This window comes from Epilithonimonas sp. (genome assembly GCF_032055105.1).
Lineage (GTDB): Bacteria > Bacteroidota > Bacteroidia > Flavobacteriales > Weeksellaceae > Epilithonimonas.
Genome location: NZ_DAMBRK010000004.1, coordinates 138,047 through 159,915, shown reverse-complemented (window position 1 = coordinate 159,915; position 21,869 = coordinate 138,047). Strand labels below are relative to the sequence as shown.

Annotated in this window: 22 protein-coding genes and 3 tRNA genes; 20 read left to right on the top strand and 5 right to left on the bottom strand. The window is 33.7% G+C overall.

Features of this window, described 5'->3' with window-relative positions; genetic code table 11:
• The first annotated feature begins 44 nt into the window (after positions 1 to 44).
• The 3 genes from panB to RTY06_RS04920 all read left to right on the top strand — a co-directional run bounded on the left by panB (position 45) and on the right by RTY06_RS04920 (position 2,469).
• Complete coding sequence (gene panB / locus RTY06_RS04930; protein WP_312823251.1) at positions 45 to 860, top strand: 3-methyl-2-oxobutanoate hydroxymethyltransferase; 816 nt, start codon at positions 45 to 47, stop codon at positions 858 to 860.
• Positions 861 to 931: 71 nt separating this feature from the next.
• A complete protein-coding gene (locus RTY06_RS04925; protein WP_312823250.1) occupies positions 932 to 1,777 on the top strand; it encodes an alpha/beta fold hydrolase in 846 nt (281 codons plus the stop codon).
• On the top strand, positions 1,753 to 2,469 hold the full coding sequence (locus RTY06_RS04920) for an RNA pseudouridine synthase (RefSeq protein ID WP_312823249.1): 717 nt from the start codon (positions 1,753 to 1,755) through the stop codon (positions 2,467 to 2,469). Before RTY06_RS04925 ends, RTY06_RS04920 begins: the two co-directional genes overlap by 25 nt.
• A gap of 54 nt (positions 2,470 to 2,523) precedes the next feature.
• Here RTY06_RS04920 and RTY06_RS04915 read toward each other — a convergent pair whose 3' ends face one another.
• On the bottom strand, positions 2,524 to 4,689 hold the full coding sequence (locus RTY06_RS04915; RefSeq protein WP_312823248.1) for an outer membrane beta-barrel protein: 2,166 nt from the start codon (positions 4,687 to 4,689) through the stop codon (positions 2,524 to 2,526).
• A 139-nt stretch (positions 4,690 to 4,828) separates the two neighbouring features.
• Between RTY06_RS04915 and RTY06_RS04910 the strand changes: the two genes are divergently transcribed.
• The 12 genes from RTY06_RS04910 to RTY06_RS04855 all read left to right on the top strand — a co-directional run bounded on the left by RTY06_RS04910 (position 4,829) and on the right by RTY06_RS04855 (position 15,189).
• Complete coding sequence (locus RTY06_RS04910) at positions 4,829 to 5,380, top strand: RNA polymerase sigma factor (RefSeq protein ID WP_245955372.1); 552 nt, start codon at positions 4,829 to 4,831, stop codon at positions 5,378 to 5,380.
• A 13-nt stretch (positions 5,381 to 5,393) separates the two neighbouring features.
• Entirely contained in the window at positions 5,394 to 5,852 is a 459-nt protein-coding gene (locus RTY06_RS04905) for a hypothetical protein (protein ID WP_312823245.1), read from the top strand.
• Between the two features lie 755 nt (positions 5,853 to 6,607).
• Positions 6,608 to 7,933 (top strand): tyrosine-type recombinase/integrase, encoded by a 1,326-nt coding sequence (locus RTY06_RS04900; RefSeq protein WP_312823243.1) that lies wholly within the window; start codon positions 6,608 to 6,610, stop codon positions 7,931 to 7,933.
• Between the two features lie 3 nt (positions 7,934 to 7,936).
• The gene (locus tag RTY06_RS04895; protein WP_312823241.1) at positions 7,937 to 8,593 is read left to right on the top strand and encodes a hypothetical protein; all 657 of its coding nucleotides are present in this window, start codon (positions 7,937 to 7,939) and stop codon (positions 8,591 to 8,593) included.
• 99 nt (positions 8,594 to 8,692) lie between these two features.
• Entirely contained in the window at positions 8,693 to 8,980 is a 288-nt protein-coding gene (locus RTY06_RS04890) for a helix-turn-helix domain-containing protein (protein ID WP_312823240.1), read from the top strand.
• A gap of 38 nt (positions 8,981 to 9,018) precedes the next feature.
• A complete protein-coding gene (locus tag RTY06_RS04885; protein WP_312823239.1) occupies positions 9,019 to 10,215 on the top strand; it encodes a hypothetical protein in 1,197 nt (398 codons plus the stop codon).
• 820 nt (positions 10,216 to 11,035) lie between these two features.
• Positions 11,036 to 11,629 carry a DUF4468 domain-containing protein gene (locus tag RTY06_RS04880; protein ID WP_312823237.1) on the top strand — a complete coding sequence of 198 codons (594 nt, stop codon included), beginning with the start codon at positions 11,036 to 11,038 and terminating at the stop codon, positions 11,627 to 11,629.
• Between the two features lie 37 nt (positions 11,630 to 11,666).
• Positions 11,667 to 11,948: a hypothetical protein gene (locus RTY06_RS04875; RefSeq protein ID WP_312823236.1), complete on the top strand. Its 282-nt coding sequence runs from the start codon at positions 11,667 to 11,669 to the stop codon at positions 11,946 to 11,948.
• Positions 11,949 to 12,091: 143 nt separating this feature from the next.
• The gene (locus tag RTY06_RS04870) at positions 12,092 to 13,150 is read left to right on the top strand and encodes an XRE family transcriptional regulator (RefSeq protein WP_312823235.1); all 1,059 of its coding nucleotides are present in this window, start codon (positions 12,092 to 12,094) and stop codon (positions 13,148 to 13,150) included.
• Positions 13,150 to 13,563 (top strand): hypothetical protein, encoded by a 414-nt coding sequence (locus RTY06_RS04865; protein WP_312823234.1) that lies wholly within the window; start codon positions 13,150 to 13,152, stop codon positions 13,561 to 13,563. The genes RTY06_RS04870 and RTY06_RS04865 overlap by 1 nt, the downstream gene beginning before the upstream one ends.
• Before the next feature lie 207 nt (positions 13,564 to 13,770).
• Entirely contained in the window at positions 13,771 to 13,944 is a 174-nt protein-coding gene (locus RTY06_RS04860) for a hypothetical protein (RefSeq protein ID WP_312823233.1), read from the top strand.
• A gap of 3 nt (positions 13,945 to 13,947) precedes the next feature.
• Positions 13,948 to 15,189, top strand: a complete 1,242-nt coding sequence (locus RTY06_RS04855) for a hypothetical protein (RefSeq protein WP_312823231.1) — start codon at positions 13,948 to 13,950, stop codon at positions 15,187 to 15,189.
• 182 nt (positions 15,190 to 15,371) lie between these two features.
• On the opposite strand, the gene RTY06_RS04850 is transcribed toward RTY06_RS04855, so the two are convergent.
• The 3 genes from RTY06_RS04850 to RTY06_RS04840 all read right to left on the bottom strand — a co-directional run bounded on the left by RTY06_RS04850 (position 15,372) and on the right by RTY06_RS04840 (position 15,656).
• Positions 15,372 to 15,455, bottom strand: a tRNA-Leu gene (locus RTY06_RS04850).
• A gap of 7 nt (positions 15,456 to 15,462) precedes the next feature.
• Positions 15,463 to 15,535, bottom strand: a tRNA-Gly gene (locus RTY06_RS04845).
• 39 nt (positions 15,536 to 15,574) lie between these two features.
• Positions 15,575 to 15,656, bottom strand: a tRNA-Leu gene (locus RTY06_RS04840).
• Positions 15,657 to 15,825: 169 nt separating this feature from the next.
• Here RTY06_RS04840 and RTY06_RS04835 point away from each other — a divergent pair.
• The 5 genes from RTY06_RS04835 (at position 15,826) to RTY06_RS04815 (ending at position 20,236) form a co-directional block, all read left to right on the top strand.
• Complete coding sequence (locus tag RTY06_RS04835) at positions 15,826 to 16,209, top strand: DUF3127 domain-containing protein (protein WP_312823228.1); 384 nt, start codon at positions 15,826 to 15,828, stop codon at positions 16,207 to 16,209.
• An 87-nt stretch (positions 16,210 to 16,296) separates the two neighbouring features.
• Positions 16,297 to 17,100 carry an N-formylglutamate amidohydrolase gene (locus tag RTY06_RS04830; protein WP_312823226.1) on the top strand — a complete coding sequence of 268 codons (804 nt, stop codon included), beginning with the start codon at positions 16,297 to 16,299 and terminating at the stop codon, positions 17,098 to 17,100.
• A gap of 191 nt (positions 17,101 to 17,291) precedes the next feature.
• The gene (gene hutF, locus RTY06_RS04825) at positions 17,292 to 18,656 is read left to right on the top strand and encodes a formimidoylglutamate deiminase (RefSeq protein WP_312823224.1); all 1,365 of its coding nucleotides are present in this window, start codon (positions 17,292 to 17,294) and stop codon (positions 18,654 to 18,656) included.
• Between the two features lie 63 nt (positions 18,657 to 18,719).
• The gene (gene aat, locus RTY06_RS04820) at positions 18,720 to 19,367 is read left to right on the top strand and encodes a leucyl/phenylalanyl-tRNA--protein transferase (RefSeq protein ID WP_312823222.1); all 648 of its coding nucleotides are present in this window, start codon (positions 18,720 to 18,722) and stop codon (positions 19,365 to 19,367) included.
• The gene (locus tag RTY06_RS04815) at positions 19,364 to 20,236 is read left to right on the top strand and encodes a DMT family transporter (protein ID WP_312823220.1); all 873 of its coding nucleotides are present in this window, start codon (positions 19,364 to 19,366) and stop codon (positions 20,234 to 20,236) included. Before aat ends, RTY06_RS04815 begins: the two co-directional genes overlap by 4 nt.
• Before the next feature lie 202 nt (positions 20,237 to 20,438).
• Here the strand turns inward: RTY06_RS04815 and RTY06_RS04810 are convergent, their stop codons facing one another.
• A complete protein-coding gene (locus tag RTY06_RS04810; protein ID WP_116034299.1) occupies positions 20,439 to 21,809 on the bottom strand; it encodes a tetratricopeptide repeat protein in 1,371 nt (456 codons plus the stop codon).
• Positions 21,810 to 21,869 lie beyond the last annotated feature (60 nt).

The following is a 21,869-nucleotide window of genomic DNA, read 5'->3' as shown; positions in this document are numbered from 1 at the left end:
ATTTTTGATCATTTATAACTTATAATTTATCATTAATAATTCTTATGTCTGTACATTCTGAAATTAAAAAAATTACGACTGAAACCTTACGAAAAATGAAATTCGATAAGGAAAAGATTACAATGCTGACGGCTTACGATTTTACAACTGCAAAAATAGTTGATGCCGGTGGTGTTGATTCAATTCTAATTGGTGATTCTGCGGCGAACGTAATGGCTGGTCACGAAACTACTTTGCCAATTACATTGGACCAGATGATTTATCATACACAATGTGTTGTTCGTGGTGTGGAAAGAGCTTTGGTTGTGGCGGATTTACCTTTCGGAACTTATCAGAGTAATCCTGAAAAAGCTTTGGAATCTGCCGTGAGAATGATGAAAGAAGGTGGCGCTCACGCCATTAAAATCGAAGGTGGAAAAGAAATTGAAGAATCTATCAGAAAAATCGTAAATGCGGGAATTCCTGTTTGCGGACATCTTGGATTGACGCCTCAAAGTATCTATCAATTCGGAACTTATAAAGTGAGAGCGAAAGAAGATGCAGAAGCTGAAAAATTGATTACAGACTGTAAACTATTGGAAGAATTAGGATGTTTTGCAGTTGTGTTGGAAAAAATTCCTGCAGCGCTTGCGAAAAAAGCCTCGGAAAGTATTTCTATTCCTACAATTGGAATTGGAGCAGGACCGGATTGTGACGGACAAGTTCTGGTTTATCACGATATGGTGGGGATGAATCAAGGTTTTTCTCCGAAATTTTTGAGAAGATATCTTGACCTTTATTCTGAAATCACAGGAGCAGTTTCTCAGTACGTAAAAGACGTGAAAAGTTCTGATTTTCCGAATGATAAGGAAAGTTATTAAAATTAATTCAAAATAAAATTTGCCCTTTTAGAGTTTTTAATTCTGAAAGGGTTTAATTTAAAATATCGTCAATGTTTAAGTTTCTTAAAGTTTCATTATTTCTGTTCGGAATCCTGTTTGTGTTTTCCTGCACTTCGCAGAAAATGAAATATGGAACGAAGACCGAATTTCACGACAAAGCAGATTCGTTACAATCTTTAGCAAGAATCAAATACATCAAGAGTTTGGATTATTCTGATTTCAAAGCTGGGAAATTTGATAATGGAAAAGCAGCTGTAAATTACCGTTTTTTGAAACCAAAAACAATTGAACAGAATAAAAAATATCCATTAGTTTTGGTATTTCACGGCTCTGGTGCAATTGGTACAAACAACACTTCTCAAATGGGAGTTTTATCCAAAATGTGGCTTCTTCCGGAAAATAGAGAAAAGTACCCTGTTTATGTTTTGTCTCCGCAATTTCCGATTCGTTCATCGAATTATCATCTCGATGAAACCAGAAATGTAAAAGCTTCTGAATCTAACGAACATTTGGATTTAGTTTTAAAATCAATTGATTCTTTAATTATTAATGAAAATATTGATAGAGACAGAATCTACGTAATGGGATTTTCTATGGGAGGTGCAACAACCTCCAATGCGATTTCCAAAAGACCGGATTTGTTTGCTTCAGCGATTAATGTTTCCGGAATTTCTCAGTTTGATAAAATGGATGAACTTCTTGATATACCAATTTGGATTGTTCACGGAAGTTTGGATACGGATAATTTACCTCAAAGTAATTTTAAATTTTTTGATGAAATGAAATCTAAAGGCAAAGTTTTTCTTTGGGAATACAAAGACAAATATCATAACAATATCCTTTCGGCAGAGCTCGTGGACGAGATTCCGAAATGGCTACTAAAACAACATCAATAATGTCTCAAAGTTTTTCTGAATCCCAAATCGTTTACGAAGACAATCATATGATGGTCATCAACAAAAAAGCCGGGCAATTGGTTCAAGGCGATAAAACCGGTGACTTATCTTTGCTGGAATTGATTAAAGACTTTATCAAAAAAAGAGATGATAAACCGGGCAATGTTTTTCTTGGTTTGGTTCATAGAATTGACAGGCCAACTTCTGGTTTAGTTATTTACGCAAAAACTTCCAAAGCGCTTTCCCGATTGACTCAAATGGTGAAGAATCGTGAAATCAAGAAAACGTATTGGGCAGTTGTAGGTAAAGAGATGATTCCGAATTCTCAAAGATTAGTTCATTATCTCAAGAAGAATGAGAAAAACAACAAAGCGATTGTCTATCCAAAAGCAACAGAAGGCGCGAAAGAATCGATTTTGACTTATAATTTGATTAAATCCTTAGATAATTATCTTTTGCTGGAAGTTGATTTAGAAACAGGAAGACATCATCAAATCAGAGCGCAACTTTCTAAAATCGGAGTTCCAATCAAAGGTGACTTGAAATATGGTTCGCCACGTTCCAATCAAGATGGAGGCATTTCGCTTCACGCTAGGAAATTAGAATTCACTCATCCAGTTACAAAGGATAATATACAAATCATCGCGCCAGTACCACAGAATGATGCGGTTTGGAGAGCTTGTGAAGATTAAAATAAAAAGCCGAAAGATTCAATTTCTTTCGGCTTTTTGTTATTTAAATATTTCTTAAGGAGTTACAATTCCTCCACTAGAATCAGACGTGTTATTGTTCTTGATAAGATTCGGGTCCACTTTTGCTAGTTTGTTTTTTGTTGGGATTTTGTAATTGAAAGCAATTCCGAATTTTCGGGTGTCGTTTTTGCTTGATAAAAGTACAGGATTCAAATCGTTTGGCGGAACAGAATTGAAAGTATTCTTATTTTGATTGAAAATATCATCTGCGTAAAGAGTAACTGTAAGACGATTATTCATTAGTTTCTTAGTAAGATTAAGGTCAAAAGATTGATTAAATGGTTTTATCGCATCAAAGTAGAAATAATTTCCTTTCGTAATATGACGATAATTAGCAGTTAGTTTAATTTCCTTAGGCAAAATAATCTGTGCGGAACTTCCAAAAACCCAAAAACCTTTGTTGTTCAAATCAGGAATCTCGTGTTTTTGATAACTTGTATATAAGTACAAGAAATTGATTTTATCGGGATTAAAATCAAATTTCATCATCTCGCTAAAACTCTTCGTGAAAATCATAAACGGAACCGGCAATCCTGCATTGAAACTGTGGATTCTCATTGTTGGGATATTCACATTCGTGTTAGTTACAAGCAGATCTTTTCTCCCAACTTGTTGTGCAATATTGTTGTCAGAATAGCTAATGCTGTAACTAATAAAAGCATAATCAAAAGCAGAAATCTTAACCTCAAAATTATCAAAAATCGTAGGCTGTAAATATGGATTTCCTCCGTAATTGATGTTCTGATTATTGAAAACCGTGTTGTTTGGATTCAGGAAAGAGATGTTTGGAAGGCTAATTTTCTTATTATAGTTGAAGCTAAAAAATACGCTTTGCATAAAATTGTATTGGACACTTGCATTCGGGAAAATCCTGAATTGATTGAAAGGCGTCAGTTTTTCTTCACTTACAATATCATCTTTCAGAACTCTGGTCATTCCATTAATGTCATAATTCTCGGCTCTTGCGCCCAAAATAAAATCAAATTTCTTCAGCTTTGTCTGCAATTCTGCATACATCGATGAGGTTTGTCTTTGGTAATCAAGATTCGTAATGATTCTATTGTCCGTATCAAAATTCAGTTTTTCGTATAATCCGCCAACGCTGATTTTCCCTTCGTCCAAGATTTTCAAAGGTTGAGAAAAATCAACCTTGAAACTGTAAACATTTTGGTTGGAAGCATTCGCGGTATTATTAGATGGATTGACAAAACTATTTTGAGCGTAATCTGTATTATAATTGTTATAATTTAACTGAAAATCAAGCTTTTTGTTTTTATCATCAAATCGTTTTTGATAAGTAATCGTCGCATCATTTCTGTTAATCAATGTCTTACCAAAATCTTCAGAATTGATGGGGAAAATAGTATTTGTAATCTCGTCAAACCCTAATCCATTACTTTGAACTACATTATCATTATTATTTTTATTGAATTCATAATTCAAAAGCAATCGGTCTTTCCCCAAATCAAAAGTCATTGCTGCATTGGCAAAATAACCACGTCCTGTTCTATCAGTATAAGTTTTAGAAAGACCGGCAATTTCGCTCCATTGTGCACTTTCACGATAGTTTTGGCCAAAATTAATTTGCCAGCCAAAATATTTGTTTCGGGCATTTAGATTAAGACTGTTGACAGTTTTGTGTCTCGCTTTTTCGTAATTTGTAAAAGCATAACTTCCGCTGTAAGTCGCAGAAAGATAGCTTTTCGCATTTTTACTTGTAATGATATTAAGAATTGCACCGCCAGAAGTAGCAGGAAATTCTGCGCCTGGTTGCGTCACAATCTCTATTCTTTCTACAGAATTTGCGGGCATTCCTTCTAGGAAAGCAGTCAGCTCATTACTAGAGATATTCAGAGGTCTTCCGTCCATATAGACTTCTAGGAATTTTCCCTGATACATCATTCCGGCAATATCTGTTGAAACCAAACCAGGAAGTTTCTTCAAACCTTCCATCAATGTTCCGGAGTTGAGATTGGGTTGTTCAGAAAAGTCGAAAATCGTTCTGTCTGCCTTTTGTTCAACGGCTTTCTTCGTTTTGGTAATGGTTACTGTCTCAATTTGTTTTTCCTTGTTGTCTGTTTCTTTTTTTGGAGTTTCCTGCGCAAAGTAGATTTGACCTAGAAATAGAGCAGAAATGGGGAAGATGGATTTTAGTTTCATAGATTGTATTATCAATTAATTAGACTTTCAAATCATTCTTTTGTTACAAATTGAATCCATTATAAAAATTTTGAACACTTTTAAGGTAAAAAAAAATCTGTGGCGTCATATTCATATGGAGTCGCTATCTTTACAGCAAATGGCCGAAAAAAAATCTGCATCGATTACGGAAGTCGTGAAAAATTACGGCTCCCAGCTTTTGCGCTTTATCAATTCTAAAGTGGCAAAGACAGAAGATGCGGAAGATATTCTTCAGGAAGTTTGGTTTCAAACCAGCAGATTGACCAATCTGGATGAACTGGAAAATGTTGGAGCTTGGTTATATTCGGTTACTAGAAACAAAATCATCGACAGTTATCGAAAAAAGAAAAGCGAATCTCTGGAAGATTTTGTTTATCAGGACGAAGACGGCGAACTGAATGTCAAAGATATTCTATTGGCAGATGATACTAATAATCCGGAAATTGGTGTATTCAAAGAAATGTTCTGGAATGAGCTGATGAAAGCTTTGGATGAATTGCCTGAAAAACAAAGACGTGTTTACATACAAAACGAACTTGAGGATAAAACTCTGCAGGAAATTGCAGACGAAGAAGGTGAAAATATAAAAACAATAATCAGTAGAAAATCTTATGCTGTAAAGCATTTGCGAAAAAAACTGCAGACTCTTTACAACGATTTGAACGATTAATATTTAGAATAAAATGAAACGTAATAAAAAGAAATTTTGGTTAGTAATTCCTTGTATGATTGGCGCAATGGGATTATTTATTTGGTTTTTCCAATGGCTTTGGAATACGCTTTTGCCAGACATTTTAGGCGTTAAAGCTATTAATTATTGGCAGGCATTTGGGATTTTGTTATTATCCAAAATCTTATTTGGAGGATTTAATGGAAAGAAATTAGGAAGACGAAATCATTTCGAAGGAAGAGATGATATGAGAAATAATTGGAAACAAAAATTTGAATCCAGATTTTGTGGAACAGAGCAGGAGCGTGAAGAATTCAAAGCAATGTGGAAACAAAAACTAGAATCCAAATTTTGCGGAACTGAAGAAGACAAAGAAAAGTTCAAAGAAATGTGGAAACAGAAATTCGAATCGAAATTCTGTAAGCCAGAACCTGAAATAAAGGAAAATTTGACTAGTCCTAAAATAGATTGACAAGTTTTTTCAATTAAAAGTACTAATCCGGAAGATTTTGATTTTCCGGATTTTTTTGTGTTGTTTCCGGAGTTTTCATCTTCAGACTAAGATGTGGTCTTTTGTTATTGTAAATACAAATACTTTCTTTTACTAAAAGTTGGATTTTAGATTTTTCGCTCACGTTTCATAAGTTAAAAGTTAGTTTTTATGCTTCACTTTTACTAGACACTAAATTAGAATATCCACAATGAACATATGAACCTAACTGCTCTAAGAGTGCATATTATAGGAGGTAAAATATTATTTCTAATTAAGTTAAGAGTGATATAAGGATAAATGCTAAATTTTTGTATAGTTGGCTTTATTAATCGTCTCTATAAAGCTAAAAATCCCTTTGAGTTTCTTTTTTTAATTTGAAATTAAATGATACAAACTGTTTAAATCAATTCAATAATGATTGAATTTTAATAAAGGAAGAATTGGAAAATGACAATACGAATACTTTTTTCTTTTTTCATGAATTAACATTGTATACATATTGCACTAAAAATAAAAAACCTTGACAATCAGTCGATTATCAAGGTTTTTAAGTACCCCAGACGGTAGGCAAACCCAATACCCTTAAAACATAATCATCTTTACTGTTAATCGGCTTTAACCCCCTATTTATAAAGGTTAAAGAATTAAGTAAAATAAAGCGAAATAAAAATAAATAAAAAATATGTCGGCAAATTGTCGGCAAAATTATAATTTAGCGAAATAAACAACTCATTATGAAAGTTCGCTATTTTATTCTAAAACAGAAAAACCCGTATTCTCAAATTTACGTCCGTTTTTGGAATGGTAGGATTTACGATAGTAAAACCTCAACAGGCTTAAAAGTACTTTATAACGATTGGAGTTCAAAAAGCGAAGCCGTTAAATTAAAAACAACTTCGCCAACCAAAGATTTTGTGAACGGCAAATTAATGGACTTGCGCAAACATTTAATCGATTCCTACAATGTAGAATACAATAGCGGTATGTCGATAGGTAAAGATTGGTTAAAAACAAAAGTCGGTCAATTCTTTAATCGTGTGGACGAAAGCAAGCCCGAACTAACGTACTTTGTAGATTGGATAAAGCTATTTATTGAAACCGCACCCAAAAGACTATACAAAGGCAAGCCAGTAAGCCAAAGCACACTAAAGAAATACACCACCACCCTAAACACCTTAACTCAATACGAAGCCGAAAAAAGCAAGCGTTTAAGATTTGAGGATATTACAATGTCTTTTTATTTCGACTTTGTGGACTTTTGTAGGAATACCCTAAAACATAGCACCAACACAATCGGAACATATATCAAAAAAATAAAATTCTTTTGTGGTCAAATAGATTTGGAGGGCTTACCAATATCAAACCACTACAAAAACAGTGAATTTATGAGTATTACAGAGCAAAGCGAAGATATTTATTTAACTACTGGAGAAATAGGAAAAATTTTTAATTATGATTTTTCAGATACTCCCTATTTAGATAATGCAAGGGATTTGCTAATAATAGGGATTAATACAGGGCTTCGGATTTCCGACTTTATGCGTTTGGACTTATCGCACATCAAAGCCGATACGATACGCATAAAAGCGCAAAAAACAGGCAAAATTGCCGAAATACCAATTAATGAACAAATCGAACGTACTTTGATAAAAAACGGCGGAAAACTGCCACGTTCGATAAGTGAACAAAAGTTTAATGAGTACTTAAAGGAAATCGGCAAAAAGGTAGGATTTACGGAAATCGTAAAGGGTGCGAAAATGGATTGCATCAATGTAGAAGAAGCCAAAGCAAATGGAGTTAAAAGATTATTCCGAAAAGTATCGGGAACATTCCCGAAATATGAATTAATGACCTCACATATTTGCAGACGGTCGTTTGCTACAAACCTATACGGACACATTCCAACGCCCGTAATTATGTCCATTACAGGACACGCAACCGAAACTCAATTTTTGACCTACATAAAGAAAACAACCGCAGAAAATGCCGAAGTATTACGAAATTTCTACAAACAAAGTGCGAAAGAAAACGGTTTAGAGTTTAATTTGAAAGCAATTTAAGAAATGGATAGAATTGATTTATTTAATGAAATCTACGAAAAGACAAACCTAAACCCTCATAGATTAGAATATCTAAAAAAGGATTTGATTGAGCGACGTGAATTTTTAAAGGCGCAATTGGAAAGTGTACGAAAATGGCATAGAGAAAGAAATACAGACCCCAATCGTAATCCCGAAATTGGAATACTTACAAATAGTATAATCGAAAGCGAAATTAAATTAGGAATGATTGATGACGAATTAAGACGTTTGAATCCAAATAAACTACAAGCCAACAATATTATGAAAAGAAAAGCTTTGGCTTTTAATAATCAAGTTAACGACAGCTTAGGCAGTTTTCAAATAATTATAACCGAAATTAATCAATTGCTTTTTGATAATTCAGATATTATACAATGGGAACAATTATTAAAAGGGGAAAATCTGGACAACTCAATAATTATAAAGAACGGCATTGCAATAAAAGATTTTAAATATTTCATTTCTACAATACAGGAAGATTATAAAATACTTAAAGGGCGTATCTACGGAGATTTAGAAGGAAATAAAGCTTTTTTGTGGAACGGGAATTTATTGAAAGCGGAGCAAATAAGAAAAGTCGAAAATACAACGCTTCCAAAATTAAAACCTCAAATAGACGAGATTCTTTCCCTTTTATAGAATCTAATTTTATAAAACTTTACGGGCAAACCTTACAATATCGGGTTTGCCCGTTTTTTTGTGCGCTAATTTCGCCCTCAACAAAGCAAAACAATAAAAATGAATATAGTGAAAATTGAGGTAAACGGATTGGATATTACTGTCCTCGCAGAAAAAATTGACAATCTTACAAACGCATTAACAGGTAGAGTAACGGAAACGACCGCAACCGCTCCCGAAGAAAAACTTTTAACACGAACAGAAACGGCTCAAATGTTAGGTGTTACAAAACCTACAATTATTGACTGGGGCAAAAAGGGAATTTTAAAATGTTATCGAATCGGGAACCGTGTAAGATATAAACAAAGCGAGGTAATGGAAACACTAACCAGCACCAAAGTGCAATAAGCGAAAAGCCTTTTTATAGATTTTGGATAGTATTATTGATGATTGACGGCTTTAAATTATTGTGTAACCTCAACCCGACCGATTGGACAAATAACAAAAATTTGTCCTTTTATTCGTGGATTAATACTACAACTGGAGAAATACGCAGAAATAATAGGCACGCCGATATAAACGGTTTGCACTTTTCTATCAAAGAAGGAAAACATATTTATTATAACGTTAGGGGGTCGCTTCCAAAATACTATACCAAAGGCGAAACAAACGCAATTGATTACGGTTTTAGCGACTTTATAAAAACGTGCGAACAATTGCAAAAGGACTTATGTATTAATCCCGAAACCGCTATTTTGCTGTGTTTTGAGTTTGGTGTAAATATTACGCTCCCGTTTCATTGCTCAATAGTTTTTGAGTGCATTAAGTCTTATAAACAATATCCTTATAGCCACTATGTTGAAAATAAGCAAATATTAGGTGTTGTTTTTAAACTTCAACAGTATAGCATAAAAATTTACGATAAGGGTTTACAGGAAACGGGCAAAAAATCACATTTGATGAGGTTTGAAATTACAATACATAAAAAGGCTTGGATAAATCGAAAGAAAAAAGATGATAATCGTTTACTATTAGATATTAAAAAACTTGCAGACCTACAAAAAAAAGAAGTGTGGGCGGAACTTTTGAGAGAGTTATTGGACGCTTGGGACAAAATTATATTTGTAGACAAGTCTTTGTGTAGAGTATTTATGACTAATCACGACCAAAAAAAACACCTCTACTATCTTGATTCTAACTATTGGGCAAACCTTAGTGATAAGCAATATCACAATGAGAGAAAATATCTCAACGATTTACAAACTCGCTGGAGTGTAGGAGAAAATAAACAACAACTAATTTCTGAACTCATTACTGACAAATGCTTAGCATTATTAGCAACGGAAACCACAGCCGAAAATGGGAAGGAATTAACCGAAATGCAACCCTATAAAAACGCATTTGAAAATCTCGAAAATTTGCAACGTTTGGAAAATCAAAAAAAGGAAGGAATTAACCATTTAGATAAAGGGTTAAAAGAGTTACCAAACACATTTACTTTTTTAATAGAAAACCACCCCGAAAATACACCCAAAAATTTCACTATTGAAAGCAAAGAAAAAACAGCCAAAAAATGTAAGTGTATGAACTGTAAAAAAGCACTCAAAGAAAAAAAAGCAAACACAAAATTTTGCACACCATAATGCAAAAACGAATTTAACGGACTGGAGCGAACCAAAACCAATCAAAAAAAGCGATTAGGAGAACGAGAAAGTCTTGAAGGGGTTCTAAAGGATTTGCCGAAAACAAACTTATCGCTTTTGGTAGTGTATAGGGCGAACGGACTTCAATACGCCGACCAATTACGTCAAAGGGAAATAAGCGTATCGAATGAATGGATAAGACAAATAGAAAAGGTATTAATAACAGGTAATAAAAGCGAACCACCGATAGAATTTACTACAATTAGGGCGAAAAAACTAATAAGGGAAATAGCGAAACTTAACCGCTAATTAAAAGTGAATTGATTCTAACTGTGTAAAGGTGAAAAAAAAGCGTCGAAAGCGCTATAAACAAAGGCTTTAATTGAAATCGCTTGTGTTTTGTCGGTTTGAAAAAGTTACTATAGTCGTTAACCTTTACAAAATCAAATTATTTTTCAATCTGTTACAGGCGAAAATAAAACGTTGTAAGCATTATAGGTAAAGGGATTAGCTGTAATTGCAATACATTTAACGCCCGAAAAGATTGACTATAGTGAAAAGCCTTAAAAGAAATTCACAAATTTCACTAAATTTGACAAGAAAATTTTAACGAAAAAAGCGTCGCTTTTATTCTGTAAACAGAAATCTGACAGTTTCATTACAGCACAGAATAAACAGTTTGATGCCCTCGCTTATGGCGTGGGCTATTCTTGTTTGTGCTGTATGGTTTTGTCAGAACCTCTGTTTGCAAATTGAGTTTAGTCCCACGCTTTTTTATATTAAAAATCTACAAAGGGACTTGTAGAAAAAAAATATAATTATGAAAAAGTATATCTTTTTGCTTTCAGCAACTCTAACCTCAACAGTTCTTTTCGGACAAGATGCAACACCTCAACAAGAAGCTCCACCAACGGAATTTAGTGTTAGTAAAGAACAACAATTAACCGATTTTATTGTTGTTCCCTGTGAAGGCAAAACAAAAGAAGAACTCTACAAAAAAACGCTTGAATGGATTAGCAAAACTTACAATAAACCAAGCGAAGTAATTCGGGCGCAAGTCGAAAATGATTATGTCCGTTTTCAAGGAATTGAAACGAAAGGCTATTGTAGAAATCCGATGGTTATGATTTGTGAAGATATGCAGTATGAAGTCGAAGTTTCCGTAAAAGACGGGAAATATAAATTCGATGTCGTGAAATTGGAAAGTGCTGAAACCAATAAATACGGTCGAGTTATCGGTTGGGGCGCAATTGAAATTAAAAAAGGGTGGATGCACTTTAAAAGCAACGGCGAAGTTCGAGACCAATACAAAGATACGATGCCGAAAATCGCCCGATACATTAATTCATTAAACAAAAGTCTTCACGATTACATTTACAATCAAAATGAAACAGCAAAAAGCAACAATTGGTAATTACTAAAATTAAATAAGTAAATAAAAACATTCAACTATGATATTCGTTATAACATTCATTTCCGCAATTTTATTATATGCTTTAATAAAGAGCGCAGTAAAATCAAAAGGGAAGAAATTACAAAGAAAATTTATTTCATTAGGAAATATGACAGGCAAAACTAGACAGGAAATTATTGCCAAATGTGGGAATTTTAAATCTATCCAAAATATACAGGGCGGAAGTATTTGCGTATGGATGGAAGCTGGCTATATTATGACCTTGCAATTTGATAATAATGATGTCTTTGTAAAGATTTGTAGTGAGACAGCACTGTAGCTTTTAAACAATTCTATTCATAAAGCCCTCAAAAACAGCATTTTTTAATATTATCAAAAAATAAAAAAACACACAAAATAATATTTTTTATTATGTTTTTGGTTTTTTTGTGTGTTTTTTTTATCTTTGTAAAAATAATTCACATGAACATTGGAGATAGAATTAAAGAGTTAAGGGTACAAAAAGGTTTTTCACAAGAAGACCTTGCCATACGTGCTAACTTTTCTAAGTCCTATATTCAAAAATTTGAAGAAGGGCAAAGGGAAGTTAAATCTTCACAGCTGGTTCAGTTATCGACTGCATTAGAAGTTAGTATAACTGATATAATACAAGATACAAACTATAATTCAGATGAATTCGTTTTTCGGAATATCGAGTTTAGAGAAGGATTTAAAATATTAGATACAAAATCATTTGAGAAAAAAATAATTTTGGGTAATATTTTACACAACAAATATCCTGCATATTGTAAATTAGAAAAGTTACTAAATAATGTTTTGACTTTTCAAAATCCTTTAAAAAACATAGGAACTATCACATCAAAAGAACAGGTTGAAGAATCGGCAAAAATCTTGAGAAAGAAATGGAAATTTGACAATACTCCCATATATGATTTGGTTAGTTTTTTAGAAGATTTAGGTATTAAAATTTTCGAAGTATCAGAAGATGAAAATTTTGTAGGGTTTTCTTGCTGGGAAAAAAACACACCAATAATCGTTATTAATATTACAAACACTGATATTCCGAGAAGGCGTTTTACCGTGCTTCACGAGTTAGCCCATCTACTTTTGACATTTAATGATGATGAGGTAAATATTGAACATTATTGTAATCATTTCGCTGGCGCAATGCTTTTACCAAGCGAAATCCTCCAAACATATATTGGAGGAAACAGTATTACTCTCGAAGAGTTAAAGAGAATTAAAAGCAAATACGGTATTTCAATTTTTGCAATTCTTGTAAGAATGGTAAATTTAGATTTTATCAATTGGGAAAAATATCACGAGTGGAAAGAACAATATAATTCTTGGAAGGATAAAGAATGTGACTTTAATGGTGTTGAGTCGGTAAGCAGATTCAACTATTTGTTAGCGAAAGGTCTAAGAGAAAATATTTTCACTAAAGATATGGCGAGCGAATTATCAGGAATGTATATTTCAGAGTTTAGCGAGGATTTAATAACAAAAAAATTCTCTTTCTAATGATGGTTTTAGGCGACATACTATTCTTAAACCCAATGCGAACTTTGAGTTTATTAAAGAATAAAGAATTTCACGTTTCTTATTTTTACTTAACAGGATATTATCTTAATATGAATGAAAAGATTAATTTAAGAAATTTAGAACAATCTGGATGTGTGGAAATTTTTGAACTGGGAAATGATTTTTATGAATTTTATAATCAGAACACAAGCCATAATTTTGCAATCACGGAACTTTCGTCAATTTATTATGCAAAAAAGATGAATTTACCATTAGTTACAGAGTGTGAAAAAATAGCAAATTTTGCGATTCAGAATAATATTGAAGTTTATAAGCCCAATAAGGCTTTGGGCTTAATCAATGTTGGACAAGAGAGAATTGATTTTTTGAATAACATAATGAAAATAGCATAGAAAAAGCACAGTAATAAAAAAGAAAAGCCTAAAATCGTTTGAGAATTTAGACTTTTATATTGAAGAATAATTATCTTCTTTTTGAACTTGAGACCTCAAAATTAGAACAATTATACTTCTCTACCAAGATTTTTCTCTTAAATCTATTGGGCTTACTTTTTAAATTACTGTTTTATAGTTTAATATATAATTTTAAAACAGTCAATCATGGCGACAAATGCACCAAAAGACGGAAGTCGAAAAGGAGCGGTACGAGACCGCTCACAAGTTCAAAACCCTAAAACAGGTTTATGGGTTAAAAGAGATACCGATACAGGTAGATTTATGGATGTTAAAACATCGAGTCCTAAACCTTTTAAAGGAGTAAGAAAAGAGAAGTAAATTATGAAAGATTTTTATCAGAAAACAGTAGCATTAGACCCTGAACAAAGTACGGGAAAGCTCAAAGTAAGCAAGTTATGCGAATTAATAAATTCTCATCCTTATAAAGATGAGATTTACAAAACCTTTAAAATTGAGGAAATCAAAGACGAAATCATTTGTATTGATTTTATTGATTTAATTTTTAATAAGGTCAAGTATTATAATGAAAATTATAAGCGATATTCAATTTTTTCACAAATCAAAGACATTGATTTTTTTGAAGAAGAAAAATTGATAGATGGGGACATCCAAAGAGACTATATTTTCAATTTTGAAGAATATGTCGATATTGATGAGGTAAAAAATAATCTTAAAACAATCGCCATTTATGATTCTAAGAATACTTTTTTGGATGGTTATGAAATGACCAAATACGCAAATAAGTTATTCAAAATCAGAGAATCAGGGCTTGCACGTATTAATATTCAGCATTTTAAAGAAAAAGCAAAAACAAATTCAAAAGTAAATAAACATAAAAGTTACCGTCTTGTTGAGTACGAAAACACAGTTTATTTAAGAGGTATTACGTCCATCAACAGATATTTTGAATATGGTGTGGATTTTAGTTTTGTTGTAAGTATGTTAGTCTTACATCAAAATATGAAAAAGGAAGTAGGATTGGAATATGTTATTAAAAGCGCTGTATTAAATGAATCAAAATTAGATTTAATTGTCTCAGAAAAGCTTTTAAAGGACGCAGGTGCGTTCGGCAAAGTATCCACAGCAATAAAAATATCTACGAATGATTTAGGGCAAGGCTCTCTTAGTTTTTCAAATATTTTGAATGTTGGAAAAGTCGAAAAAGGATTTTTCATTTACAGACGAAAATATTCAGATATTGAAAATAATATCGAAAGAATATCCCATACGAGTAAACCAGAAACGGTATTCCCGATTTTCAATAATTTAGAGGGTGTCTTAAATACAAGTCAAGCTTTTATTGATGAGCTGAACGAGATAAAAGCAATTAAAACACCTGATGAATTAAGAGTGAAAATTTTAGCGAAAATTAAAAGCCCTAAAAGTTCTTTGAAGGATATATCAAAGCTTTCAGACATTTTTAAACGTAAAATAGATAATGAAATATCAAGTTTTGCAAAGTTGCTTAATATGTGTGAAAAAGCCGAAGAATTAGAAATTGAATATGACCTAAAGGATAAATTAAGATATATCATATCTGATATAATTTTGTACGGAGGATAAAAATGTGTGGAAATATGTTTAGCAAGAAACCATTGTAATTAGATAAACAATGGTTTTTTTGTTCTACACCTAATAAAGTATAGAGTATGAAAAAAATATGATATTTCGGCACAATGTCGGCAAAACAAACCGTTAAAAAAGCAAAAAGCATTGAAAATCAAATGATTAACAATGCTTTTAAGTACCCCAGACGGGACTTGAACCCGTACATCCTTGCGGATACAGGATTTTAAGTCCTGCGTGTCTACCAATTCCACCACCAGGGCAGAGGTGAGCGAAAAACGGGATTCGAACCCGCGACCCCAACCTTGGCAAGGTTGTGCTCTACCAGCTGAGCTATTTTCGCATAAAAAAAATTCCTAATTTCTTAGAAATTTTTAAATTGTGCGGATGAAGGGACTCGAACCCCCACGCCGTGAAGCACCAGATCCTAAGTCTGGCGTGGCTACCAATTACACCACATCCGCATTATTTTTAAGAACTTCTTTTCTTCCGTTTTGGTGAGTGCAAATATAGAACTCTTTTTGATATCCTCCAAACTAAAAACAATATTTTTTAAAAGTTTTTTCATTGTCTGATTTTTTGAATAAAATCAATACTTTTATTACCTTTACAAACTTAAAACATTTTCGAGATATGGAATTAACAGGAACGATAAAGAAAATTTCTGATTTACAAACATTTGCAAGTGGATTTCAAAAAAAAGAACTAGTTCTTTTGACTGAAGAACAGTATCCACAACCAATAAATATTGAATTCACTCAAGATAAAGTGGATTTATTAAACGCTCACAAAGTTGGTGATAAAGTGAAAGTCCATATCAATATCAGAGGTAGAGAATGGACAAGTCCTCAAGGTGAAGTGAAATATTTCAACTCTATTGTAGGATGGAGAATGGAAAAAGATGCTTCTACAGATTTCAACGAGCCAACTCAAGCATCTCCAAGTCAAAGTGGAACTCCTGCAACTGAAAACAAAAATGTTTTTGCTGAGGACGAAGATGATGATTTGCCTTTCTAATTAAAAAATTTAATTGAAAATAAACTTCCCTGTACATTCATTTGTGCAGGGATTTTTTTTATAAATTCGAGGTCATTATAAATGATTATGGAAATCTTTAAAATCATTGAGCCAACAGTTCCGAAAGTCCCTGTTATCATAAGTGTTCCACACGCTGGAACTTTCATTCCTAATGATATAAAATCTAAGATGAATCCTAATGTTTCAAATCAATTGGACGACACAGACTGGTTCATCGATAAGCTTTATGGTTTTGCAACAGAACTTGGAATTACAATTATTGTTGCGAATTACAGCAGATGGGTTGTGGACCTCAATAGAAATCCTGAAAACCAACCGCTCTATAATGACGGAAGAGTAATTACGGATGTTGTGACGATTACGGATTTCAATGGAAATAAAATCTATAATGATGATTACATCCCAAATCAAGAAGAAGTTTCCAGACGAGTTGAACTGTATCACAAACCATATCAAGAAAAACTAGCCGAACTTTTAAATGAAACTAAACGTGAATTCGGGAAAGTGTTGTTATTTGACGCACATTCGATAAGGAAATCTGTTCAAGGAATTCGTCCGGAGGATTTTCCGGATTTGATTCTTGGTGATAATGATGAAACTTCTGCTCATCCTGAATTGATTAAAACCGCAGCCGATTCTCTACAAAACAATGGTTACGAATTTTCTCATAACTACCCTTTCAAAGGTGGTTTTATAACTAGGAATTTTGGAAAACCGAATGAAAACATTCACGCTTTGCAATTGGAAATGTGTAAGACCAATTATATGGATTCTTCGGAAACAGTTTATGATGAAGGCAATGCAGAACGAATTCAAAAGGTTTTGAAGAAAACGCTGGTGAATCTTATTGAAACTATAAATAAAATATAAATTCTCGCTGATTAAGCTGATTTTGCAGATTCTTTGAAACGTTGAATCACTCGCAGCCCGACTTGAGCGGAAATCCTTTTTTGCTTAAACTAAAGTTCTATTTAAATTGAAATCGTCAGCAAAAAAGATTGAGAGCGGAAGGCGGAAATAGCTGCCCAAATAAATATTATATAAAAATTTACAAATATCTGATGTACACATTCAAAGGATTATTGACCGAAAACGGATGGTTGGAAAATGCTTTTGTAAAGCTGGACGAATCCGGAAATATCTCTGAACTGAAAACCGTGGAAAAACCCGAAGGCGAATATGTGGACGGTTATGTTTTGCCGGGATTTCAGAATGCGCATTCGCACGCTTTCCAATATGCGATGTGCGGATTGGCAGAATATTTTGAAGGCTCGGAACTTCCTGATGATTTCTGGAGCTGGCGCGATGCGATGTACAGAATTGCATTGTCTCTTTCGCCTGAACAAATGGAAGATGTTGCAGCGATGTTGTACGCAGAAATGCTGAGAAACGGTTATACATCGGTTGCGGAGTTTCATTATGTACATCACGATAAAAATGGGAAACCTTACCAAAATCTTTCAGAATTGGGAGAAAGATTGGTTTCTGCGGCGAAAAGAGCCGGAATCAGGATTACATTGATTCCAATGTTTTATCAGAAAGGGAATTTCGGGATGGAACCTTATGATTTGCAGAGACGTTTTATTTCGAAATCGATTGAAGATTATTACCAATTGTTGGAAGCTTCTAAAAAGTCGATTCAGTATTATGACAAAGCTAATCTTGCTGTTGGTTCGCATTCTTTGAGAGCAGTTCAGAAAGAGGATTTGATAGAATCTTCTTTGCTTTCTAAGGATTATCCGTTTCATATTCATATCGCTGAACAGTTGAAGGAAATCAAAGATTGTGTGGATTTCTACGGAAAAAGACCTGCAGAATGGCTTTTGGAAAATTGTGATGTGAATGAAAAATTTAATCTAATCCATTGTACTCATCTTGAAGATAATGAAGTGGAAGGCATTGCAAAATCGGGTGCAAACATTGTTCTTTGTCCATCAACAGAAGGGAATTTGGGCGATGGAAGATTTCGATTCAAAGATTATCAGAATTTTGGTGGAAAATGGTCGATTGGAACAGACAGCCAAATCTGTGTGAATCCTTTGGAAGATTTGCGTTTGCTAGATTATGGTCAAAGAATCAATACACACAGACGTGATACTTTTTTCAAGCCAAATCTTGGTGACAGTGGATTCAATGCGTTGAAAACAGCTTGGAAATCCGGACAAAAATCAATGGGATTTGAGAACGACAATTTTTTTAAAATCGGACAAAGTTTTGATGCGGTTGTGATAGATGCAAAAGCACCTTTGATTGAGACTTCTTCTCTCAAAAATCTTTGCAATACGATTATTTATTCATCGGATTCGTCGCATCTTTTGGGAATATTGGTTTCCGGAAAATGGATTGTGAAAAATGGGAAACACGAGAATTATGAGGATGTTCGACGAGGTTTTGTTAAGTCTATTAATGATATTAAAATCAGATAAATAATTTTCTCACAGATTGTGCTGATTTGGCAGATGTATTTCCATTAAACTTTATTCCTAAAAATGATTTGGTTAGACCCTGATGATATTTCTTTTCCCGACCCAGAACTTTATGACCCGGAAGATGGGTTGATGGCGATTGGTGGTGATTTGAAGCCGGAAAGACTTTGGTTTGCCTATCAATTGGGATTATTTCCTTGGTATAATGAAGGTGAAGAAATTCTTTGGTGGTGTCCCGATCCGAGATTTGTGATATTTCCGAATGAAATTAAAATCTCAAAATCGATGAAGAAAATTTTGAGAGATAATATCTTTGAATTCACGGAAAATCAATCTTTTGAAGAAGTGATGAGAAACTGCAAAATGGCTGAACGAAAAGGACAAGACGGAACTTGGATTAATGAAGAACTCATCGATTCTTTTGTAAAACTTCATCAATTTGGGAAAGCAAAAAGTTTTGAAGTCTGGCAAAATGGAGAATTGGTTGGCGGATTTTATGGAATCCAAGTCGGAAATATTTTCTGTGGTGAAAGTATGTTTTCCAAAGTTTCCAATGCTTCTAAAGCGGGATTTATCCATTTTACAACAAAATATCAAAATGAATGGGAGTTGATTGACTGCCAAATCCATTCTGAGCATCTGGAAAGTCTTGGAGCAAAGATGATTCCGAAAATCGATTATTTAAAATTATTAAAACAACAAAAATCTTGAATACTGAAAAACAAAAATGGGTTCTTCTGATAGCATTATCTATCATTTGGGGTTCATCATTTATACTGATAAAAAAATCTCTGGAACACTTCAATCCTTATGAAGTCGGTGCATTGCGTGTCCTAATTTCGGGAATTGTCTTGATGCCTTATGCCATTTCTAAAATAAAAAAATTTCCAAAGAAACATACAATTTGGCTAATCATCGCGGCATTGACAGGAAGTTTCATCCCGATGTTTCTTTTTCCAATGGCAGAGACTGAAATCAGCAGTAGTATTGCAGGAATTATCAATTCTATGATGCCGATTTTTGTGATTATCGTCGGTTCGTTGGTTTGGAAATTCTCCACAACAAAAAGACAACTGATTGGTGTTCTGATAAGTTTTGTTGGTGCTTGTATATTGGCTCTCGAAAGTGGTGAAATTAAAATCTATCCGATTCTATTATTAATTTTGGCTGTTCTACTCTATGCAATCTGTACAACAACTATCAAATCCAAATTACACGAAGTCCCGGCCATTCTAATGTCGGCTTACGTGTTTTCATTCGTCTTGTTTTTACCTTCATTGATTGCTTTAGTTTTCTCAGGATTTTTCAAAGACTTTAGTTTGAGTCAAAGTACGCTGGAAGGATTGGGTTTTGTGGCAATATTATCCATTTTCGGAACCGGATTGGCAATGATGATGAATTATAAGTTATTGAGTATCTCTACTCCACTGTTCGCTTCTACAGTTACTTTATTGATGCCAATCGTAGCCATCATTTGGGGAATTTTGGATGGAGAAAAACTGACAACTCAGCAATCTGTTGGCGCACTAATTATTTTGGCTGGTCTGATATTTTTGAGAAGCAAGCCGAAAGTAATTTAGGTCTGACAATCAAATGATCTAACAAATTAGGGTACAAGCTGATGTAGAAAAAACTTTTTTGAATGCTGAAACCTATAGCCCTGATGGTAGCGGCTACCCCACAGCAGGCGATGGATAAAGCTTGGGAGCGAGGAGTAATAGCGGACAGCAGGTTCCCGGCTCCTAAAAATGAAAAAGCTCAGACGAATCTGAGCTTTTGTAATTATTTCTTTTTGGTCTTTATTTTTTTGACCTGTTCTTTGATGAACGGATATTTGAGCTGCATATCTTTACTTAGCGAAGGATCCAGTTCTAGAGCTTTCTCTAATTTTGAAATACCTTCTGCTTCGTTTTTCAAATGGAAATAACAATTGCTCAATTGGTAATATAACTCTGCACGTGGATGAACTTTCAGCGCTTTTTCCAAAATAGTAATAGCCTCTTCATATTCGCCAATTAGCATCAAAACTTCGGAATAAGCGTACCAATTGTAAAATCTTGTAGGTTCGGATTCTATCAATTTTTTCAGACAAGTCAAGCTTTCCTCATACTCTCCACAAGTAATGTAAAGAAATGCCAATCTTTTATGATATTCTATATTCCCTTCGTTAAGAGCTGTTGCTTCTTGTGCGAAATAAAGTGCTTCTTTGGGGTTTCCCAGTTCTTCATAGAGATAAGACTGCTCCATCATTGCCAAATAAAACTGAGGATCTTCTCTTAGTGATTTTTGGAATGACGTGAGTGCAGGAACCAATTTTTTAGCTTCTTTATAACACAATCCTATTTTATAATAAGTGAAAGCTTTGGTGTATTCCAAATCCAACATTTCTTCATAAACTGCGATTGCTTTGTCCCATTCTCCCATTGCTTCGTAACAAGCCGCTTTATTAGCATAAACTCCAACAGCGCTAGAATTAATTGCTAAAAGATAATCGAAACCTTTGATGGCTTCTTCATAATTCTTCTTATTGAAGTGGAATTGCCCGTACTCATACCAAGCAGTTTCTGAAAAAGAAAACTTGTCGAGATATTGATTAAGGAAATCCAAAGCTTCCTGAGAACGATTCAGTTTGCTGTAGCAAACCATTACGTTTTCCAAAGAATACTCATCATAAGGATCGTGCTCCAACGCCGAAGTATAATGTTTCAACGCATTGAATGGATCATCCAGATTCACGTACTCATCAGCAATGAAATTATGAAGAAAATTTTCTTCCTCTTCTAACAACAATGCTTTTTGGCAGTACTCAATGGATTTTTTGGGGTTTCCAAGATTGGAATAATATTTCGCACAACAAACCAAAAAGTCTGTATCTTCCAAAGAAGATTGATGCAAATCATCAATCAATTCTTTAGCTTTTGTATAGCGTTCTAATTCCAAGAAAACTTCCAATTGCTTAGTTTTGATTTCGAGGGAATTAGGATGTATTTTAAGAGCGTGATTGACTGCCATTTCTGCATAGCTGTAATCTCCCAACTCTAGGTAGTAAATAATGATTTCTATATATTCTTCGGTATCGAAGTAGAATTCCTCATTGTTCTCTATCATTTCTTCGAACTTTTTTGCAAGTTCGTTTTCAAAAAATTCTTCCAATATATGTGATTTAGATTTGAGATTTAGCTCCGCTCAGTTAGGTTTTTCCTTATGTGAGGT

What these genes read in the sequence shown, in the direction of transcription:
- RTY06_RS04830 (WP_312823226.1), top strand. Translation starts at nt 16,297, where the DNA reads ATGGAAATCTTTAAAATCATTGAGCCAACAGTTCCGAAAGTCCCTGTT.
- RTY06_RS04890 (WP_312823240.1), top strand. Translation starts at nt 8,693, where the DNA reads ATGAATATAGTGAAAATTGAGGTAAACGGATTGGATATTACTGTCCTC.
- RTY06_RS04860 (WP_312823233.1), top strand. Translation starts at nt 13,771, where the DNA reads ATGGCGACAAATGCACCAAAAGACGGAAGTCGAAAAGGAGCGGTACGA.
- RTY06_RS04915 (WP_312823248.1), bottom strand. Translation starts at nt 4,689, where the DNA reads ATGAAACTAAAATCCATCTTCCCCATTTCTGCTCTATTTCTAGGTCAA.
- panB (WP_312823251.1), top strand. Translation starts at nt 45, where the DNA reads ATGTCTGTACATTCTGAAATTAAAAAAATTACGACTGAAACCTTACGA.
- RTY06_RS04920 (WP_312823249.1), top strand. Translation starts at nt 1,753, where the DNA reads ATGGCTACTAAAACAACATCAATAATGTCTCAAAGTTTTTCTGAATCC.
- RTY06_RS04865 (WP_312823234.1), top strand. Translation starts at nt 13,150, where the DNA reads ATGATGGTTTTAGGCGACATACTATTCTTAAACCCAATGCGAACTTTG.
- RTY06_RS04880 (WP_312823237.1), top strand. Translation starts at nt 11,036, where the DNA reads ATGAAAAAGTATATCTTTTTGCTTTCAGCAACTCTAACCTCAACAGTT.
- RTY06_RS04910 (WP_245955372.1), top strand. Translation starts at nt 4,829, where the DNA reads ATGGCCGAAAAAAAATCTGCATCGATTACGGAAGTCGTGAAAAATTAC.
- RTY06_RS04895 (WP_312823241.1), top strand. Translation starts at nt 7,937, where the DNA reads ATGGATAGAATTGATTTATTTAATGAAATCTACGAAAAGACAAACCTA.
- RTY06_RS04855 (WP_312823231.1), top strand. Translation starts at nt 13,948, where the DNA reads ATGAAAGATTTTTATCAGAAAACAGTAGCATTAGACCCTGAACAAAGT.
- RTY06_RS04870 (WP_312823235.1), top strand. Translation starts at nt 12,092, where the DNA reads ATGAACATTGGAGATAGAATTAAAGAGTTAAGGGTACAAAAAGGTTTT.
- RTY06_RS04875 (WP_312823236.1), top strand. Translation starts at nt 11,667, where the DNA reads ATGATATTCGTTATAACATTCATTTCCGCAATTTTATTATATGCTTTA.
- aat (WP_312823222.1), top strand. Translation starts at nt 18,720, where the DNA reads ATGATTTGGTTAGACCCTGATGATATTTCTTTTCCCGACCCAGAACTT.
- RTY06_RS04900 (WP_312823243.1), top strand. Translation starts at nt 6,608, where the DNA reads ATGAAAGTTCGCTATTTTATTCTAAAACAGAAAAACCCGTATTCTCAA.
- RTY06_RS04925 (WP_312823250.1), top strand. Translation starts at nt 932, where the DNA reads ATGTTTAAGTTTCTTAAAGTTTCATTATTTCTGTTCGGAATCCTGTTT.
- RTY06_RS04885 (WP_312823239.1), top strand. Translation starts at nt 9,019, where the DNA reads ATGATTGACGGCTTTAAATTATTGTGTAACCTCAACCCGACCGATTGG.
- hutF (WP_312823224.1), top strand. Translation starts at nt 17,292, where the DNA reads ATGTACACATTCAAAGGATTATTGACCGAAAACGGATGGTTGGAAAAT.
- RTY06_RS04835 (WP_312823228.1), top strand. Translation starts at nt 15,826, where the DNA reads ATGGAATTAACAGGAACGATAAAGAAAATTTCTGATTTACAAACATTT.
- RTY06_RS04905 (WP_312823245.1), top strand. Translation starts at nt 5,394, where the DNA reads ATGAAACGTAATAAAAAGAAATTTTGGTTAGTAATTCCTTGTATGATT.